Source organism: Clostridium sp. FS41 (genome assembly GCF_000954015.1).
Taxonomy (GTDB): Bacteria; Bacillota; Clostridia; order Lachnospirales; family Lachnospiraceae; genus Enterocloster; species Enterocloster citroniae.
Genome location: NZ_JYHN01000032.1, coordinates 1 through 18,073 on the forward strand (window position 1 = coordinate 1; position 18,073 = coordinate 18,073).

The 18,073-nt window shown below is 49.3% G+C and carries 14 protein-coding genes; 13 read left to right on the plus strand and 1 reads right to left on the minus strand.

Going from position 1 to position 18,073, the window contains the following annotated elements; translation table 11 throughout:
* Window positions 1–339: 339 nt before the first annotated feature.
* The 7 genes from CLFS41_RS04285 to CLFS41_RS04315 all read left to right on the plus strand — a co-directional run bounded on the left by CLFS41_RS04285 (window position 340) and on the right by CLFS41_RS04315 (window position 9,925).
* Window positions 340–2,820, plus strand: a complete 2,481-nt coding sequence (locus CLFS41_RS04285) for a hypothetical protein (RefSeq protein ID WP_045091573.1) — start codon at window positions 340–342, stop codon at window positions 2,818–2,820.
* Between the two features lie 179 nt (window positions 2,821–2,999).
* A complete protein-coding gene (locus CLFS41_RS04290) occupies window positions 3,000–3,608 on the plus strand; it encodes a hypothetical protein (RefSeq protein WP_007862590.1) in 609 nt (202 codons plus the stop codon).
* Entirely contained in the window at window positions 3,598–4,368 is a 771-nt protein-coding gene (locus CLFS41_RS04295) for an ABC transporter permease (protein WP_007862589.1), read from the plus strand. Before CLFS41_RS04290 ends, CLFS41_RS04295 begins: the two co-directional genes overlap by 11 nt.
* Window positions 4,355–5,059, plus strand: coding sequence for an ABC transporter ATP-binding protein (locus CLFS41_RS04300; RefSeq protein ID WP_045091574.1), 705 nt, complete (start codon window positions 4,355–4,357; stop codon window positions 5,057–5,059). The genes CLFS41_RS04295 and CLFS41_RS04300 overlap by 14 nt, the downstream gene beginning before the upstream one ends.
* A 184-nt stretch (window positions 5,060–5,243) precedes the next feature.
* Complete coding sequence (locus tag CLFS41_RS04305) at window positions 5,244–6,320, plus strand: NrtA/SsuA/CpmA family ABC transporter substrate-binding protein (protein ID WP_007862587.1); 1,077 nt, start codon at window positions 5,244–5,246, stop codon at window positions 6,318–6,320.
* A gap of 325 nt (window positions 6,321–6,645) precedes the next feature.
* On the plus strand, window positions 6,646–7,938 hold the full coding sequence (locus CLFS41_RS04310; protein ID WP_007862585.1) for a UDP-N-acetylglucosamine 1-carboxyvinyltransferase: 1,293 nt from the start codon (window positions 6,646–6,648) through the stop codon (window positions 7,936–7,938).
* Window positions 7,939–8,095: 157 nt separating this feature from the next.
* The gene (locus CLFS41_RS04315; RefSeq protein WP_045091575.1) at window positions 8,096–9,925 is read left to right on the plus strand and encodes a 5'-nucleotidase C-terminal domain-containing protein; all 1,830 of its coding nucleotides are present in this window, start codon (window positions 8,096–8,098) and stop codon (window positions 9,923–9,925) included.
* Window positions 9,926–10,023: 98 nt separating this feature from the next.
* On the opposite strand, the gene CLFS41_RS04320 is transcribed toward CLFS41_RS04315, so the two are convergent.
* Window positions 10,024–10,950 (minus strand): LysR family transcriptional regulator, encoded by a 927-nt coding sequence (locus CLFS41_RS04320; protein WP_045091576.1) that lies wholly within the window; start codon window positions 10,948–10,950, stop codon window positions 10,024–10,026.
* A 195-nt stretch (window positions 10,951–11,145) separates the two neighbouring features.
* On the opposite strand from CLFS41_RS04320, the gene CLFS41_RS04325 reads away from it, so the two are divergent.
* The 6 genes from CLFS41_RS04325 to CLFS41_RS04350 all read left to right on the plus strand — a co-directional run bounded on the left by CLFS41_RS04325 (window position 11,146) and on the right by CLFS41_RS04350 (window position 18,068).
* Window positions 11,146–11,979, plus strand: a complete 834-nt coding sequence (locus CLFS41_RS04325; RefSeq protein WP_045091577.1) for an ABC transporter permease — start codon at window positions 11,146–11,148, stop codon at window positions 11,977–11,979.
* Complete coding sequence (locus CLFS41_RS04330; protein WP_045091578.1) at window positions 11,972–12,754, plus strand: ABC transporter permease; 783 nt, start codon at window positions 11,972–11,974, stop codon at window positions 12,752–12,754. The genes CLFS41_RS04325 and CLFS41_RS04330 overlap by 8 nt, the downstream gene beginning before the upstream one ends.
* A gap of 13 nt (window positions 12,755–12,767) precedes the next feature.
* A complete protein-coding gene (locus CLFS41_RS04335) occupies window positions 12,768–13,808 on the plus strand; it encodes an ABC transporter ATP-binding protein (RefSeq protein WP_007862570.1) in 1,041 nt (346 codons plus the stop codon).
* Window positions 13,809–13,872: 64 nt separating this feature from the next.
* Entirely contained in the window at window positions 13,873–14,931 is a 1,059-nt protein-coding gene (locus CLFS41_RS04340; RefSeq protein ID WP_330376598.1) for an ABC transporter substrate-binding protein, read from the plus strand.
* 17 nt (window positions 14,932–14,948) lie between these two features.
* Window positions 14,949–16,706 carry an adenine deaminase C-terminal domain-containing protein gene (locus tag CLFS41_RS04345; RefSeq protein ID WP_045091579.1) on the plus strand — a complete coding sequence of 586 codons (1,758 nt, stop codon included), beginning with the start codon at window positions 14,949–14,951 and terminating at the stop codon, window positions 16,704–16,706.
* Window positions 16,707–16,718: 12 nt separating this feature from the next.
* Window positions 16,719–18,068: an amidohydrolase gene (locus CLFS41_RS04350; protein ID WP_045091580.1), complete on the plus strand. Its 1,350-nt coding sequence runs from the start codon at window positions 16,719–16,721 to the stop codon at window positions 18,066–18,068.
* Window positions 18,069–18,073 lie beyond the last annotated feature (5 nt).

Sequence of the window (18,073 nt, forward strand, 5' to 3'; positions counted from 1 at the left end):
ACCGCAGCCGCCGAGGCCGGTACCCCCGCCTCCCAGGCCGGTACCCCCGCCGCCCAGACCAAAGCCGGATCCAAGGCAGTCATGGCTTAGGGATATGATCAAGGTGCTGCTTCTCAATGAGATGTTTAACAGGCGGTGTTCAAGGGGATTTTGTATCTTTTAGAAAAGGAACGATCGTTTGAATGACCACACCATATATACCCGGTTATTTAATAAAGGCTGTACCAGGGGTTTAGCATTAATAAAATTTAGAAAAGATTAAGTTGTAGTTTTCATGGTTATTATATAAAATAATAGAAAGATACAAAACAAACCTGTTTATGAGGAAACGATTCACATATGAAAAGAACATTACAAAAAGTAGGGATTTTATTCCTGATATTTATAACGGCCATTATCGTTTATTTTGTAAGTGCCAGAAATACCATGGAGAAGGAGTATACTGTATACACCTCTATGGATGAACCGGAACTGCCGGTCATATATACTGAGTTAAATGGAAAAGAGATCAACTGCCTGCATGGTTATATGCAGGAGATGGGGAATCAGGCAGCCAGGGAGAGTATCTCTGTGCTGCCTGAAAACCGTGGAATGAATATACGGATTGCGGAATATGGAAATACCATTACAGGTATCAGCTATGAGGTGAGAAACCTGTCCATGGACCGGCTGATCGAACGGACCGAGCTTTCTCAATGGGAAAGCAGTGGTGGAAGTACGGAAGCCACGCTGCCGATCCAGAATCTTTTGATCAGGAACGAGCCGTATTTCCTTACGTTGACGGTCAATACCAGCGAAAAGACGATCCATTATTATACCAGGATCATGTGGCCTGATAACACGTATGCGGATGATATGGTGACATTGGCTGAAGAGTTTACCAGGAAGAGCCTGGATTACAATCAGGCCAGGGACCTTGTGTCATTTCTGGAGACCAGTGATACGGAGGATAACAGTTCTCTTGGACATGTTACCATCAGGGCCAGCTTTAATCACCTGACCTGGGACGGAATGGATGTGGAAATGGTGGGAGAACCACAGATAACACTTCAGGAGTTTGACGGGATCATGGGTCAGGTCCGGGTCAGGTACACGGTATCCCTGGAGGAAAGCGGCCATACGCCCGTTCTGATCGATACCGAGGACAATTTTACCATGAAATGGAATGAACAGCGCATCTATCTCATGAATTATGAGCGGAATGCAAATGAGATATTTGAGGGAAGCGCGGAAGCATTTTCAGGTAAGAAAATACTCCTTGGAATTACAAATGATACCATGGTGAGAGCTGCCAAAAGTACAAATTCCCAATATCTGGCCTTTAAAACAGGGGGAGATCTGTGGTGCTACGACCAGAAGGAAAACCAGATGGTGCGTGTATTTACATTTGACAGCAGCCAGGATGACGGTGTCAGAAGTAATTACAATAAGCATGATGTGAAAATATTATCTGTTCAGGACAATGGAACCGTGGATTTTCTTGTCTATGGATATATGAACAGGGGTAAATATGAAGGACGAATGGGAATCGTGTTTTACAGCTATGATTGGGCACAGGATACGGTCAATGAAAAATTTTATCTGCCGGCCACGGAATCCTTTGAAAAGATCCGGGAGGATGTAAACAACCTTTCCTACCTCAGTGCCAATAATATGATGTACCTGATGGTGGAGGGAAGTGTGTATGGGATCGATCTAAAGAGCAATGAGTCTTTGGTGGTTGCCCAGGGCCTTACAGAGGGAAGTTTTGCAGTAAGCGGGGACGGAAGCCGCGTTGCCTGGCAGGAAGGTTCCAAGCTCTATGAGTCGGATAAGGTGCATGTGATGGACTTTAACACAGCCCAGAAACAGGAAATCGTAGGAGCTCAGGGAGATTATGTGAGAGTGCTGGGATTTGTTGGGAATGACCTGATCTACGGTCTTAGCAATTCCAGGGACAGCTGGATCGTCAATGGGCGGAGAAAGGGAAGCCCCATGTACGCTATGTATATTGTGGACAACCAGATGCAGGTGGAAAGCGAGTACAGGAAAGACGGAATTTACATTGCCGATGTGGTGGCTGAGGAAGGCAGGATCCATCTGAAGCGCCTGGTGCGTTTGGGGGAAAACCAGTACATGTACCAGGACCAGGACACCATTGTCTGCAATCAGAAGGTGGATCAGGATGTCATGGCAGGTATCGGGTATTTTGCTTCCAAGGAAAAGGGAAGGGTATATTTTGTACAGGCGGACCATGATACAAATGCGGACAAGGTGAAGACATCAGCGCCAAAAGCATTTTCCTATGAATATACAAGCACCCTGGATGTGAGTACGGCCAGCGCCGTGCAGGCGGATTCCGATATGGTATTTTATGCGTATGGGGGCGGCCATTATATAGGAGCATCCAGAAACTTCAGCACCGCGGTGTCAATGGCATATGGACAGATGGGATTTGTAACGGACGGAAACCAGCACATTGTGTGGGATAGGATTAACCGGAGAAATATCAGAACCATTAAATCGCCGGTGGATGAAGCCAGGAAGGTGACAAAGTACCTGGATTCCTTTACGGGAAGCAATATGTATGAGGACGGACTGATCCTTATTGATGCGGACGGTTGCAGTCTGAGCCAGGTGCTGTATTATATTGATAAGGGAATTCCCGTGATCGCCTATGTTGAGACAGGACAGTATGTACTGCTTTCAGGATACGATCAGTACAATGTGACCATCTATGATCCCCAAACACAGGAGACCAGGAAAATGGGACTGGGGGATGCCACGGAGTATTTTAATAATCTGCAGAATGATTTTCTGTGCGCCCTGTCCGTGAATTAGAGAATAGAAAGTCAAAAGCATAAAAGTTAAAAGTAAAAAGTCAAAAGTAAAAAGTCAATTTCTTCCAGTGCTCAGAGACAGGATATGGGCTGGGAGGGAGTTGACTTTTTTCTTGTTATTTGATATGCTGTATAAGCTGGTTAGGGTAATCTAACCTTGAAGGTGAGGAGAAATGAGGATTGACATATATATGGATTAATCCGGTAACGGAAAGTATGTATGAAAGCGGTATACTGGATGCATTTTTAAAAGCCCATGATCTGGACCAGGTGCGGTGTGAGACGGACTGGGGCCGGATCGTAAAGGACAAGTATAAAAAGCTTACTGAGGAAAGCGGGGAAACAGTGGCGGATGCACGATGTCCCATGGCCAGCGGACTGGTAAAGGATGTGATGAAGGTGGCAAAGATCGAGCCTATTCTGATCCACTGTGCAAGGGAGATCAGCGGACGGGAAGACTTGAGGGATGGAAAGAAGATCATTACAACCCCATGCCGTTCCCTGGCGGATATGGGCAATGCACTGAAGTTAAAGGATACCCGGTTTGTCACGTGGAACGGGCTGCTTAAGGAGCTGGGACAGAGCCCCAAGGGAAAGGTGATCGAGTCCAGCCCCATACCGCCTGGATTTTTTAAAGAGCTGGGATTTAAAACGGAGAGCCTCACAGGCAGGGAAGATATTGAGCAATATGTAAAAGGCGGGGAGTGGAAAACGGTCCGTCTGGTGGAAATGCTGTATTGCCACAGGGGCTGTCACAATGGAGATGGGGTGGTAAAGGATGAAGCATAGGTGGAAAAATGCGGCGGCGCCCCTCATTGGAATCGGGGCCGTATTGCTGGTGTGGTACATGGTAAGCCGGTCCGGTATCCTCAGCGCCTATGTGCTGCCTCCGCCGTCCAAGGTGCTGCAGAGTTTTATAAAAATGCTGGTCACAGGGGAGCTGTGGAAGGATATATATATAAGCTTTATCCGCGTCATGAAGGGATTTGCAATTGCCTTTGTGTTGGCCTTTGTCCTTGGAATGGCGCGGGCCCTGCTGCCTGCGTCCGGCAAATATTATGAGTATATGGTCCAGTTTTTCCGCAATGTCCCGCCACTTAGCATGATACCGCTTTTGATCTTATGGTGTGGGATCGGGGAGACAACGAAGACCGTGATCATTGTGCTGGCATCCTTTTTCCCCATGTACTTAAATATAGTAAAAGGGTTTACAGGATGCGACAGGAAGCTTCTGGAAGTGGGGGACATGTTTGGATACTCCAGAGGGCGTAAGTTCCTGCGGATCATCCTGCCCTATGCATCAGCGGATATTCTGGTGGGTATGCGCATTGGCCTGGGATACAGCTGGAGGGCGATCATTGGGGCTGAGATGGTGGCGGCATCCACCGGACTGGGCCACATGATCCTGTTTGCCCAGCAGATGTCCAGAACAGACAAGGTGATCGTGGGAATCCTGGTCATCGGTATGGTGGGATATGTGACGGATCGTATCTTTGCCCTGGCAATCAGTAAATTATTGAAAGGATCCTGTGATAATGGCTGGGATTGAGCTTATAAATGTACACAAACAGTACTTAGTGGAAGACAGGGCGGTCCAGGTCCTGAACGGCATCAGCCTGCAGGTCCCGTCCAACCGGATCACCGTGATCCTGGGACGCAGCGGATGCGGCAAAACAACCCTTCTGCGCCTGACAGGCGGTCTGGAGAAAGTGGACCAAGGGGAAATACGATACGGGGAATCCCACAGGACCGCCTTTGTATTCCAGGAGCCAAGGCTGATGCCATGGCTTACGGTGTGGAACAACATAAGGTTTGGGCTTGGCAAAAAGGAGCAGGACAGTAAAAAAATAGCTGACATTGTTGCTACCGTTGGACTGGATGGATTTGAGAAAGCTTATCCCTCCCAGCTTTCCGGGGGGATGCAGCAGAGGACAGCCATTGCAAGAGCACTGGCATATGAGCCGTCCTTTATTATGATGGACGAGCCCTTCGCGGCACTGGACTATTTTACCAGGGAGCAGATGCAAAAGGAGCTTATGCGGGTCCAGAAAAAACAGGGGAGCAGTATCCTGTTTGTGACCCACAGCATTGATGAGGCCCTGATCCTTGGGCATAAGATCGTAGTGATCGAAAAAGGGCTGGTAAAGGCCCAGTATCAGGTTCCTGAGACCACAGGGGAACGGAATCTGCTGGATGACATGTTTATTTCCCTGAAAAGGGATATTATAAAAAATTTGTAACAGTTCAGCACGGCGGGAAAATGGGTGCAAAAGCGGGCGTTAAGCTCGCTTATAAGTCCGTTTTTGCACCCATTTTCACATCGGATGGACATCCGATGCTTCTTGACCGGTTTTTCCGGTCAAGAAGATGGGCCGTACTGAAAAGTTATAAAAATTCAAAGTAAGAATCAGGAGGATATGGATTATGAGACGATTAATGGCATTAGGAATGGCAATCTGCATGGGGGTGACAGCACTTACCGGGTGTGGCGGATCTTCCACGGGAGCAGCGACCGGGGCCCAGACAGAACAGCAGTCACAGACAGAGAAGGAATCACCAGAGGAGAGCAATTCCTCTGAGAGCGGCAAGGATGCAGGAAATACAGAGGAGAATACGGATACACAGAAAGCAGCGTCAGGTATTGACAAGCTGGTATTTACCTATGTGGTTTCACCTCTTAACGTACCTTCCATCATTGAAAAGAACCAGGAAATCTTTGCAAAGAGCTTTGAGGATATGGGGATTTCCGTGGAGTATGCGGAGATCAATTCAGGGGCGGACCAGACCCAGGCCCTGGCATCAGGGGATGTGCAGATCCTCTATGCAGTAGGCGCAACCTCCGTGATCCTGTCAGCTGCCAATGGAGCTGATATCAAGGTGCTTAACATGTACAGCCGGTCCCCCAAGGCATTCTGCATGTATTCCACGGATGACAGCCTGACCACACCGGAGAGCCTGAAGGGAAAGACCATCGCCGGACCGGCGGGCACAAATCTTCATGAGCTGCTGGTCGCCTATCTTGCAGAGGGCGGTATGACTATTGAGGATGTTAACTATGTGAATATGGGAATCCCTGATGCAAAAGCGGGCCTGGATGGCGGCAGCGTGGATGTGGCGCTGATCGCAGGAGCCACGGCTTATCAGGCAAAACAGCAGGGATACCACATGGTGGCTGACGGGGAAGGTCTGATCAAAGCCATCATTGCAGTGGCGGTAAGACAGGATTTTTATGATGCAAACCAGGATGTGATTGAGCGTTTCATGAAAGCCCAGGAAGAAATTTCCGGATTTATGCAGGATAACCAGGAGGAGGCATTAAAAATTGTGGCTCAGGAACTGGATTTGGAGGAAGAGGCAGTAAAGGAAATGTATGGATATTATGATTTCTCCATGGAAATCAGCGATGAGGACAGAGACGGCTTCCAGAAAACAGCTGATTTTATGCTGGAGTCAGATATGATCGAAGAAGCACTGGATGTAAATACACTGTTTTTTCAGTAAAAACCAATAAGCTCCGGTAAATGGTACGGCCTGAGATCATGTCTGTGGAATCTTTCCACGGACCTGGATCCGGGCCGTGTCCTTTTGTCTTTTTTCCGGCAGTCTGCATGGATGTAAACAGACGGCGGAATATTTAAAGAGCCTTTGGATCAGCCCGCGGATGGAATGGGCCGGGGCCTGTACGGCGCGTTTTACTTTACAAATCTGATTCTTATGGTATAATCTAAGAAAGATGTAAATAAATTATGAACAAATTTTTACGTAATTATTTAGGACTATTATCCATAGAAATGAGATTTGTTTAAATAAATATCAGAGGTGTGGAATGGAACAATATATAATCAAAGGCGGTAACCCGTTAGTGGGTGATGTGACCGTAAGCGGAGCGAAAAACGCTGCACTGGGTATCCTGGCCGCTTCGATCATGACAGATGAAGATGTTTTAATTGATAATCTGCCGGATGTGAGAGATATCAATGTACTGTTAGAGGCAATTCAGGAGATCGGCGCAAGGGTTGAACGGATTGACAGACACACTGTTAAGATTAACGCAGGCAATATAAAAGAAGTATCCGTTGACGATGAATATATCCGTAAGATCCGCGCCTCCTATTATTTTATAGGCGCTCTTTTGGGTAAGTATAAGAGTGCCCAGGTTCCCCTTCCCGGAGGCTGCAATATCGGCAGCAGGCCCATTGACCAGCATATCAAGGGCTTCAGGGCATTGGGAGCAGAGGTAGTCATTGAGCGCGGGGCAGTGATCGCCCATGCCATTGACCTGGTAGCAAGCCATATTTATCTGGATGTTGTTTCCGTGGGAGCGACCATTAACATTATGATGGCAGCCGCCCTGGCAGAGGGGCAGACCATTCTGGAGAATGCGGCAAAGGAGCCCCATATTGTTGATGTGGCAAACTTCTTAAACAGCATGGGAGCCAATATTAAGGGAGCCGGAACCGACACCATCCGTATCAGGGGCGTAGACAGGCTCCATGGAACTGAATATTCCATTATCCCTGACCAGATCGAGGCAGGTACGTTTATGTGCGCTGCCGCGGCTACCAGAGGGGATATTATGATCAAAAATGTAATACCTAAGCATTTGGAAGCCATTTCCGCTAAGCTCATAGAGATCGGATGTGAGGTGATTGAATTTGATGACGCGGTCCGCGTGGTGGGTAAACCGTCACAGCGCCACACAGATATAAAGACCCTGCCGTATCCTGGATTTCCAACGGACATGCAGCCTCAGATGTCGGTTGCCCTTGTGCTGGCCAGTGGTACAAGTATGGTGACGGAAAGCATTTTTGAGAACCGTTTTAAGTACGTGGATGAGCTCGCCCGAATGGGCAGCAACATAAAGGTAGAGGGAAATGTGGCTGTGATTGATGGAGTGAAGCGCCTTACGGGAGCGCAGGTAAACGCGCCGGACTTACGGGCAGGGGCGGCCCTTGTGATCGCAGGTCTTGCAGCAGAGGGATATACGGTGGTGGATGAGATCGGTTATATCCAGAGAGGGTATGAGTGCTTTGAGGATAAGCTCCAGGGACTTGGGGCAATGATCGAGAAAGTGGATTCTGACAGGGATCTTCAGAAGTTTAAGCTGAGGGTTGGATAATAGAGGTTGAAGAGCAGTCAGGCTGTACATGGTGATGGTATCCTATGTACGGCCTGATTTTTTTGGCTGTTAATGACTGGAAAAATGTTCCGCCATTGCCCTTTATGTGCTATAGTTAAATTAACCCTAAAAGTTCAAGTATGAGAGGAGGAAGTTCATGAAAGAAAGAATGAAACAAAGGCTGCTGTCACTGCTTTTGGCCGTGGGAATGATCTGTTCCCTTACAGCCGGTATGCCTGTCACTGCATTTGGCGCGGATCAGGATATTGTGGTGCTTTACACAAACGATGTCCACTGCGGAGTGGATGACAACATCGGCTACGCAGGGCTTTCGCTGTACAAAAAGCAGATGCAGCAGCAGACACCCTATGTTACCCTTGTGGACGCAGGGGATGCCATTCAGGGAGCGCCGATCGGCACGCTGTCCGAGGGCGGATATCTCATTGATATCATGAACCAGGTGGGATATGATGTGGCTGTTCCGGGCAACCATGAATTTGACTATGGCATGGCAAGGTTTTTGGACCTGGCGGGAAAATTAAACTGCGGTTATTATTCCTGTAATTTTATCAGCACGGCAACAGGCGCAGCCGTGTTTGCACCTTATAAGATGATCACATACGGGGATACCAGGGTAGCATATGTGGGCGTGTCCACACCGGAGAGCTTTACCAAGTCCACTCCCGCTTATTTCCAGGACGGGGCCGGTAATTACATCTATTCCTTTTGTGAGGATGAAAGCGGACAGAGTCTGTACAGCCAAGTCCAGGCAAGTGTGGACGCTGCCAGGAATGAAGGCGCCGATTATGTGATCATGGTGGGGCATCTGGGAGAGACAGGGGTTACGGACCGGTGGAGTGCTGTTAATATAATCAGGAACACTACGGGAATCAATGTGTGTATTGACGGCCATTCCCATGAGACTACCCCAAGCATGACAGCAAAAAACAGGGACGGACAGGACGTAATCATTACCCAGACAGGTACAAAGCTGAACAACATTGGGAAGCTGACCATTGGCACGGACGGTACCATACGCACAGAGCTGGTGTCAGAGGTTTTGGCAATGGATCTGGCCAGGGACTATGTGGTCCGGAAGAACGACACCCTTAGCAGGATCGCAAAAAGGGAGCTGGGTTCCTATGACAGATGGATCGATATCTACAACCACAATCTGGACAAGCTTAAGAATGCGGACCTGCTGCCGGTGGGACTCTATCTGCTGATCCCCGGGGGAAGCATTGTCAATGAAAACGGAAAAGCAGTGGATTACACCACGGACCGCTTTATTAAGGGGATACAGAGCCAGTACAATGAGACATTAAAAACAGTGCTTGGGACCACTCCCTACCTGCTTACAGTAAACGATCCCGCAGACGGAAACCGCCGGGTAAGAAGCGGTGAGACAAATCTGGGAGATCTGACAGCGGATGCTTACCGCACACAACTGGGCGCTGATATCGGCCTTAGCAACGGCGGAGGCATCAGGGCTGATATTAAGCCGGGAAATATCACCTACAATGATACATTGGCAGTATTCCCTTATGGAAATATGGGGTGCGTGGTTGAGGCAACAGGACAGGTCATCAAGGATGCCCTGGAGATGGCGTCCAGGGATTATCCCCAGGAGTGCGGCGGATTCCTGCAGGTGTCTGGTTTGACCTACACCATTGATTCATCCGTGAACTCCAGTGTGAAACTGGATGAGAAGGGGAATTTCATCAGTGTAAACGGCCCTTACAGGGTGAAGGACATTATGGTAAACGGGGAACCCATTGATTTAAGCCGTACTTACACAGTGGCCTCCCACAATTATATGTTAAAGTCCGGAGGCGATGGTATGACCATGTTTAACGGATGCAATGTGATCAAGGATGAGGTGATGGTGGACGTGGATGTGCTGTCCTCCTATATCAGAAGCCTGGGCGGGGCTGTGACCGCAGAGTATGCGGATCCCCTGGGTCAGGGAAGGATACGGATTCAGTAGTATTGGAAAAGAAGAGCAGGTTCATTATGTCACATAAGGACCCGCGGAGAGCTGCCGCTCTCCGGGGGTCTTTTTCTTTTGGAATAGAATAACCCGGTTTACCGCTTCCCCGCGCAATATTTCCGTATGATCTCCATGTAATCCCTTGCATGCTGAGGCAGATACCGTCCCTTTGGATAAGCCGCGATGGTGGTTGTGACAATGGGGCTTTTTCCAATGGACAGGCAGAGGGACGGATGGCTGCCATGGGAAGCGGCCATGTGATAGTAGCTTTCCGGCGCAAATGCAATCCCAAGTCCTTCCATGGCCAGTTTGATGGACATCTCGCTGTTGCGTGTGTGCAAAAGTACGGGAGGATCCATATTGTAATCCTCAAACAGTTTAAGGGCAATGCCGCCCGTGTTCTGGTCCGGATAAAGGAGGATAAAATTTTCCCCGGAAAACAGGTTTAAATCGATCCAGGGATGCTTAAAGCCAGGTTTATCCACTGCTCTGGACACAAGTGGATGTCCCGCTGATAAAATTAATACAATTTCTTCCCTTTGCATGACCTCATAGTCCAATAATTTGGGGAATACATGGACATTATAAAAGGTGAGGTCAATGGAATGGTCTTTTAAGCTTGTCTCGGCTATGAAGTTAACCGCTTCCATCACATTGATGGTCACATGGGGGTAGAGGTTGTGGAATTCCATTAGGGTGGGCTGGATGAGGGTGCTTCCCATCATGATTGGGATGGCAATATTGAGGCGGCCGTATTTCCTGTGGCTGATATCCTCGTATTCCCGGTTCCACTGCTCCCCGTAAGCAGCAATCTGCTCCGCGTAGTGGAGATAGCGTTCGCCCATATAGGTTGGGGTATAGCAGTTGTCCATGCGGTAAAAGAGCGGCCCGCCCAGCTGGTTTTCCAGGTTTTTAAGATACTTGCTTAAGGAGGGCTGGGAAATGAACAGGGATTCGGCGGCCTTGCCGATGCTCCCCTGTCTGGCAATGGCCAGGATGTAGCGTGCTTCTTTTAAATCCATAAAATTCCTCCTGACAGGGCATTACTTTTATGATACGGAAATGATTTGTAAAAAAACAGGTGAATATAGCTTTACTGCATAAAAAATATAGAATTTATATATTTGACGTATATTATATTACTTTTTATAATAAACGTAAAGCCTAAAATAAGCAACCTTAATAAATCTTTTGATTCAGCATGGAGTGTGAAAATCATGAAAAAGAGCAGTGCATTAATCATGCTGGTACCTGGCCTTGTGATCCTGCTGGTGTGCCTTGCCATCCCCTTACTGCGGGTTTTGGCGCCAAGTATTTTTTCGGGAGATTATCCCTTCAGCTTTTACGTGGACTTTTTTAAGGACGGGTATTATCTGAAAATATTCCTGCGCACGGTTAAGATCGCCGTGATCACAACCGCTGTCTGTATGCTGGGAGGGATTCCCACCGCTTACTTTATCAGCCGGTGTCAGAAAAAGTACAGGGGACTTCTTTTGGCAGCTTCCATTTTTCCAATGATGACCAACTCCGTTATCAGGAGTTTTGCGTGGATCAATATCCTTGGAAGCAATGGAATTGTGAATAAGTTTCTTTTAGCCGCGGGTTTTGTGGATAAACCTGCCAAGCTGCTGTACACGGACTTTGCCATTATCATTGGATCCATTTACCTGTTTCTGCCCTTGATGATCGTCACGGTCACAGGCGTGATGGAGAATATTGATGACGATATGATGGAGGCGGCCCAGAGTCTGGGCGCCGCCAGGATGGAAGCGTTTATGAAGGTGATCTTCCCCATGAGCCTTCCGGGGATCATTGTGGGCGGAATCCTGGTGTTTACAGGTACTTTGACCGCTTATACCACGCCTCAGCTTCTTGGAGGCAACAGCAACATGGTGATGGCCACACTGATCTACCAGAGGGCCATGTCCGTGGGTGACTGGACCGGGGCATCGGTGATTGCATTTATCATGATCGTGATCACGCTGGCTGTGATCAAGGGATTTAATGCCCTGGCCGCCAGACTGGACAGGAGGGGAGAGAATTATGCATAAGAATAAGCTGCTAACCGCATATGCGGTCCTGGTGTTTGCCTTTTTGGGACTGCCGCTGCTCATTATCACGGTCACGGCATTTGGAGGCGGCAGCGCCATTACATTTCCCATTGAATCATTTTCCTTAAAATGGTTTGCCAATGTGTTTGCACTGAAATCCTTTCGCAGATCCTTTCTCACCAGCCTGGAGGTGGCCCTGCTGGCAACCCTGATCGCTCTGCTGGTAGGGATACCGGCGGCCTATGCTCTGGCGCGCTCCCAGGTGAAGGGAAAGCAGATGCTGAAATCCATCTTCCTGTCCCCCACCATTGTACCCGGCATTGTCATTGGCTTTATTTTGTACCAGTTTTTGATTCTTACACTGAGGATCCCGGTGTTTGTAAGCCTTTTGGCCGGCCATTTTATGGTAACCCTTCCCTATGTGATCCGTGTGGTGGGATCCTCCATGGAACAATTTGATTTTTCCATTGAGGAGGCGGCCTGGAGTCTGGGATGCCCCAAACGTTCCGCATTTTTTAAGGTGGTGCTTCCCAATGTGACATCCGGGATATCCTCCGCCTTTATGCTGGCATTTATCAATTCCTTTAACAATATTCCTGTATCCATGTTCCTGTCAGGGCCGGGAGTCAGCACCTTTCCCTCCACCCTTATGAACTACATTGAGTACAATTATGATCCCACTGTTTCAGCTGTTTCCGTGCTTCTCATGGCAGCGACCGTGATCATAATGGTGATCGTTGACAGAACCCTGGGCATTGCTGCCCTGGCTAAATAGGAGGAGGATAACAATGGCATTTATGACCCTGAACCAGATTGATGTTAGTTATGATAAAAAGAGACAGATTTTAAAGGGACTTGATCTAAAGGTGGAAAAGGGAGAACTGGTTTCCCTGTTGGGGCCCAGCGGCTGCGGTAAGTCCACCACGCTGAGAGTGGTGGCGGGATTCATCGATCCCCAGGGCGGTACATTCAGCCTGGATGGGGAGGATATGACAAAGGTTCCCGTGCACAGGAGGAATTTTGGCCTGGTATTCCAAAGCTATGCCCTGTTTCCCCACCTGAGCGTGTATGACAATGTGGCATTCGGGCTGCGCACCAGGAAAATGGACAAGGCAGTGATCGATACAAAGGTTAAGGATATACTGGAGGTCTGCGGGCTTACTGAATTTGCCCAGAGGTTTCCAAAGCAGATGTCAGGCGGACAGCGCCAGAGGGTAGCTCTGGCAAGGGCGCTTGTAATCGAGCCGAAGCTGCTGCTTTTAGATGAGCCTTTAAGCAATCTGGACGCCAAGCTAAGGATCAGCATGAGGGTGGAGATCAAGCGCCTTCAGAAAAAGCTGGGCATCACCACCCTGTTTGTGACTCATGACCAGGAGGAGTGTTTTTCCATCTCTGACAAGGTGGCTGTGATGAACAACGGTATGATTGAGCAGTACGATTCTCCCGAGAATATCTATACAAGGCCTGCAACGGAATTTGTGGCAAGGTTTATCGGCTTTGAGAATTTCCTTGAACTGGAGCGCAGCGGGGATCATGAGTACCGGGCAAGGGACAACAGCAGGTTCCAGGTGGACATGGAGTGGGATGGACCGGACTTTGCCGGAACCATCAGGCCGGATGATATACGTCTGGCAGAACCTGGACAGCAGGAGAATGTGCTGACCGGCACAGTGGGTGTCAGGACCTTTTTGGGCAAGAGTTATCAGTATGAGGTAAATACGGCCTCAGGAGTACTAAAGGTGAATATGGATACCTCCCATGTGTTCAGGGAGGGGGAGGAACTGAGGCTGTATCTTCCAAAGGACAAGCTGGTATTGGTTGGCCGGTAAATGACCGGCGGTTTTAAAGCAAATCTATGAATAAACCTCCCACAGGGGGAAGAAAGAGGAGATTATGATGAAAAAGACAATTGCAATGGTACTTTGCGCAGCAATGACACTGACAGCCTGCGGCGGTTCAGCTTCAGGGGATGGCAAGACAGATGAGGGCGGTCGGCAGAAACTGGTGCTTTCCACCTACGGGCTGAGCGAGGACATTTCCGCAGAGGAGGTATACGCGCCCTTTGAGCAGGAGTTTAACTGTGAGATCGTCACTGAGACAGGGGGCACCAATGACCGCTATACCAAACTGGCTGCCGACAGTCAGTCCAGTATTGATGTGATCGAGCTCTCCCAGGCCATGACGGCAAAGGGGATTGAGGAGGGATTGTTTGAGGACATTGACTTAAGTAAGATTGAGAACGCAAAGGATATGATCACAGCCGCCAAGACCATGGCAGAGGCAGGGCAGGGCGTTGCCTACACCATTAACAGTATTGGTATCATGTATGATCCCAATGCAGTAGACTTTGAGATCAAGAGCTTTGACGATCTGTGGGATGAAAGGCTCCAGGGCATGGTATCCATTCCGGAGATCACCACTACCTTTGGACCGGCCATGGTTTATATGGCAAGCGATCATGCGGGGGCAGACATTAAGAGTGACCAGGCAGAGGCGGCGTTTCAGGCCCTGGAACAGCTGAAGCCAAACCTGGTAAAGACTTACACCAAGTCTTCCGACCTGATCAATATGTTTACCTCAGGTGAGGTGGCGGTGGCTGTTGTGGGGGATTTCGGCGTGCCCACCATCCAGGCCGCAAATCCTGATCTGGTTTATATGACGCCTGATACCACATACGCCAACTTTAACACCATCAGCATTACAAAGAACTGTAAGAATAAAGAACTGGCCTATGAGTACCTGAACTACCGCTTAAGCCCGCAGCTTCAGGCCAAGACAGGCAAAGCCCTGAATGAGGCGCCTACCAACAGCAAAGTGGAATTCACTGAGGAGGAATCAAAGAACATGACCTACGGTGAAAATGCGGCCAATGCCAAGGTTCTGGACTACTCCTTTGTAAATCCGCAGTTAAATGCCTGGATCGACCAGTGGAACAGGATCATCAACAATTAGATCCCTGGAGAGAATTTATGAAAATTGATTTCGTGGTAAAAGATGCCTTGGTCTTTATGACTTACAGGCAGTGTTTTGAAAAAAGGGATGTAGCAGTTGCAGGGGAAAGGTTTTTTGAGGTTTCCCCTGCGCTTTGCTATCCGGGAGCAAAGGTCATAGACGGCAGGGGCAGATATATGATCCCAGGCCTTATTGACATCCATATGCATATTGAAAGCTCCATGACCTATCCGGCTGAGTTTTCCCGCATCACCCTGCCTTATGGCGTGACCGCTGTGGTGGCGGATGCCCATGAGATCGCCAATGTGTTCGGCATGGCGGGGATCGAATGGTTTATGGGGCAAAAAACAGATCAGGACATATTTTATGCCATTCCATCAAGCGTGCCCGCCACCAACGAAAGGCTGGAAACCTCAGGGGCAAGGATTGGGGAAAAAGAGACAAAGGTCCTGGCTGAAAATAACAGAGTGCTGTGCCTTGGTGAGGTTATGAATTTTAAGGATCTGACGTCCCAGGATGATACACTGATCAAACGGCTGGTAAGGATATGCAGGGATGGTTCCCAAACCGGGAAAACATCTGGAAAAGGGAGAGGCCCCAGGTCCGGAATGCGGATTGAAGGCCATTGTCCAAGGATTACCGGCACTGATCTTTGCCGGTTTATCTATGAGGGGGTGGATGCGGACCACACCCAGCAGACACCGGAGTCGGTTCTGGAAAAAACAGATATGGGCATGTTCATGGAACTCCAGTACAAGTCCCTGACACGGGAGGTTGTAGAGACCGTGAACAGATTCGGGTTATATGAAAATGTTGCCCTGATCACGGACGACACCATGCCGGACCAGCTTTTAAAAGGGCAGCTGAACAGGATCCTAAGCCATGCTGTCAAAATGGGTATGCCGGTGGAAAAGGCAATCTACTGCGCCACTCTGACCCCGGCCAGAAGAATGCATCTGGATGACAGGGGAATGATCGCGCCGGGGAAGCTGGCTGATTTTGTGCTGCTGGATGATCTGGAAGATTTTCAGCCAAGGGCTGTATATAAAAACGGAACATGCGTGTACGGAAAAGAACAGGTCGCTGAGGCAGATGATGGCCGGGCGGGGAATACCATTGTACCTGAAGCATTTTATCATTCAGTGAAATGTTCCATGGCCAGGGAGGAGGATTTCTTTCTGAAAGCAGCCCGGCCCTGTCATAGGGTCAGGGTAAATGTAATGAAGATCCAGGCCTTTGGGACCGCTACATCCAGGGTCATAAGGGAGCTGGAGGTAAAAGACGGCATCCTGTGCTGGAAGGAAGCAGGTCTGTCCCTGGCCGTGATCTTTGAACGGTATGGGAAGAACGGGAATATATCCTACGGACTGGTGGAAGGGGCCTTAAAAAGGCCTGGAGCCATTGCCACAACATGGTCCCATGACAGCCACAACCTTTTGGTGCTGGGAACCTGTGAAAAGGACATGGCCGTGGCACAGAACAGGGTGGTAACACTCCAGGGCGGTTATGTGGCGGCTGAGGGCGGTAAGGTGACGGCCCAGGCCCTGCTTCCTGTCGGGGGGATCATATATGACGGGCCGGTGGAGGAACTGGCCCGTGATCTGGCAGGGGTGAGAAGGGCAATGAGACGGCTGGGGTATGAGAACAACAATGAGATCATGTCCATGTCCACCTTGGCTCTGCCTGTGTCGCCGCAGCTGAAGCTGACGGATTACGGACTTTTGGATGTGAGAAGCCAGGAGCAGCTTCCTCTTATTGAGGACTATATGGATTAGGGGAGTTTTGTTATGAAAACAATGATCAAAAATGGCATCATAGTGACAATGAACAGCAGAATGGATGTGTACCCGGATGGATATTTGATCATGGAGGATGACCGGATATCAGAGGTGGGTCCCATGACAGGGTATGATGCATATAGAGACAGGCAGGGGATGATGGTCATAGATGCAGGCCATGCCATTGTAATGCCCGGCATGGTCAATACACACTGTCATATGGGAATGATCCCCTTTAGAGGGCTGGGAGATGACTGCAGAGACAGGCTCAGGGTCTTTCTCCTGCCCATGGAGTTTAAGGCCATGGACAGGGAGCTGGTCCGGCTTTCAAGCAGGTTTGCGGTGTGCGAACTTCTTTTAAGCGGTGTGACCACGGTCATGGACATGTATTATTTTGAGGATGCAGTGGCAGAGGTTATGGATGAGATGGGCATCAGGGGAATTGCAGGGGAAACGGTGATGGAGGATGCCACCTGTGATGCGGGAACGCCCCGGGAGTCCATTGCGCGGGGGGAAGAACTGATCAGGAGGTATAGGAACCATCCACGGATTATGGGTTGCATCTCACCCCATGGCACAACAACCTGCAGCAGCAGTACTCTTCAGAAGATACATGAGCTGGATCAGGAATATGGGGTTCCATTTACCCTCCATGTGGCTGAGATGGATTATGAGATGTCCTATCTCAGGGAACAGTTTGGATGTACCCCGGTAGAATATCTGGACCGGCTGGGAGTGCTGGATCCCCTCACCGTATGTGCCCACAGCATCCGGGTATCACAGCAGGATATCAGTCTTATGGGCAGCGCAGGCAGCGGTGCAGCTCACTGCATCGGCTCCAACACCAAGGCGGCCAAAGGCGTTGCACCGGTAAGTTCCATGCTGGATCAGGGGATAGCCGTAGGGCTGGGCACCGATGGTCCTGCCAGCGGCAATACGCTGGATCTGTTTACACAGATGAGGTTTTGTGCTAATTTCCATAAGAATGAATTAAAAGACAGAAGCGCCTTTCCCGCAAAGGATATAGTCTCTATGGCGACCATATGGGGGGCCAATGCTTTGGGGCTGGGGGAGGTGACCGGATCCCTGGAGCCGGGTAAGGCAGCGGATATCACGGTGGTGGAAACAGAGTCCCCCAACATGTTTCCCGTATATGACCCTTATGCGGCCCTTGTGTACAGCGCACGGGCAGATAATGTAAGGGATGTGTATGTGGCGGGCAGCTGCCTGGTAAGAGATAAAAGACCGGTGCTTTGTAATATGGGGGAGATACGGGAAGAACTGCGGCAGAAAATGAACCGTACGCCTTTTGGGGAAATTATCCACCATAGAAAGCAAGCCCCCCGCCCCCAATATTAAAGGCG

Excerpts from the sequence above, each read along its gene's own strand:
- CLFS41_RS04285 (WP_045091573.1), top strand. The coding sequence starts at position 340 with ATGAAAAGAACATTACAAAAAGTAGGGATTTTATTCCTGATATTTATA.
- CLFS41_RS04295 (WP_007862589.1), top strand. The coding sequence starts at position 3,598 with ATGAAGCATAGGTGGAAAAATGCGGCGGCGCCCCTCATTGGAATCGGG.
- CLFS41_RS04300 (WP_045091574.1), top strand. The coding sequence starts at position 4,355 with ATGGCTGGGATTGAGCTTATAAATGTACACAAACAGTACTTAGTGGAA.
- CLFS41_RS04305 (WP_007862587.1), top strand. The coding sequence starts at position 5,244 with ATGAGACGATTAATGGCATTAGGAATGGCAATCTGCATGGGGGTGACA.
- CLFS41_RS04310 (WP_007862585.1), top strand. The coding sequence starts at position 6,646 with ATGGAACAATATATAATCAAAGGCGGTAACCCGTTAGTGGGTGATGTG.
- CLFS41_RS04315 (WP_045091575.1), top strand. The coding sequence starts at position 8,096 with ATGAAAGAAAGAATGAAACAAAGGCTGCTGTCACTGCTTTTGGCCGTG.
- CLFS41_RS04320 (WP_045091576.1), bottom strand. The coding sequence starts at position 10,950 with ATGGATTTAAAAGAAGCACGCTACATCCTGGCCATTGCCAGACAGGGG.
- CLFS41_RS04325 (WP_045091577.1), top strand. The coding sequence starts at position 11,146 with ATGAAAAAGAGCAGTGCATTAATCATGCTGGTACCTGGCCTTGTGATC.
- CLFS41_RS04330 (WP_045091578.1), top strand. The coding sequence starts at position 11,972 with ATGCATAAGAATAAGCTGCTAACCGCATATGCGGTCCTGGTGTTTGCC.
- CLFS41_RS04335 (WP_007862570.1), top strand. The coding sequence starts at position 12,768 with ATGGCATTTATGACCCTGAACCAGATTGATGTTAGTTATGATAAAAAG.
- CLFS41_RS04340 (WP_330376598.1), top strand. The coding sequence starts at position 13,873 with ATGATGAAAAAGACAATTGCAATGGTACTTTGCGCAGCAATGACACTG.
- CLFS41_RS04345 (WP_045091579.1), top strand. The coding sequence starts at position 14,949 with ATGAAAATTGATTTCGTGGTAAAAGATGCCTTGGTCTTTATGACTTAC.
- CLFS41_RS04350 (WP_045091580.1), top strand. The coding sequence starts at position 16,719 with ATGAAAACAATGATCAAAAATGGCATCATAGTGACAATGAACAGCAGA.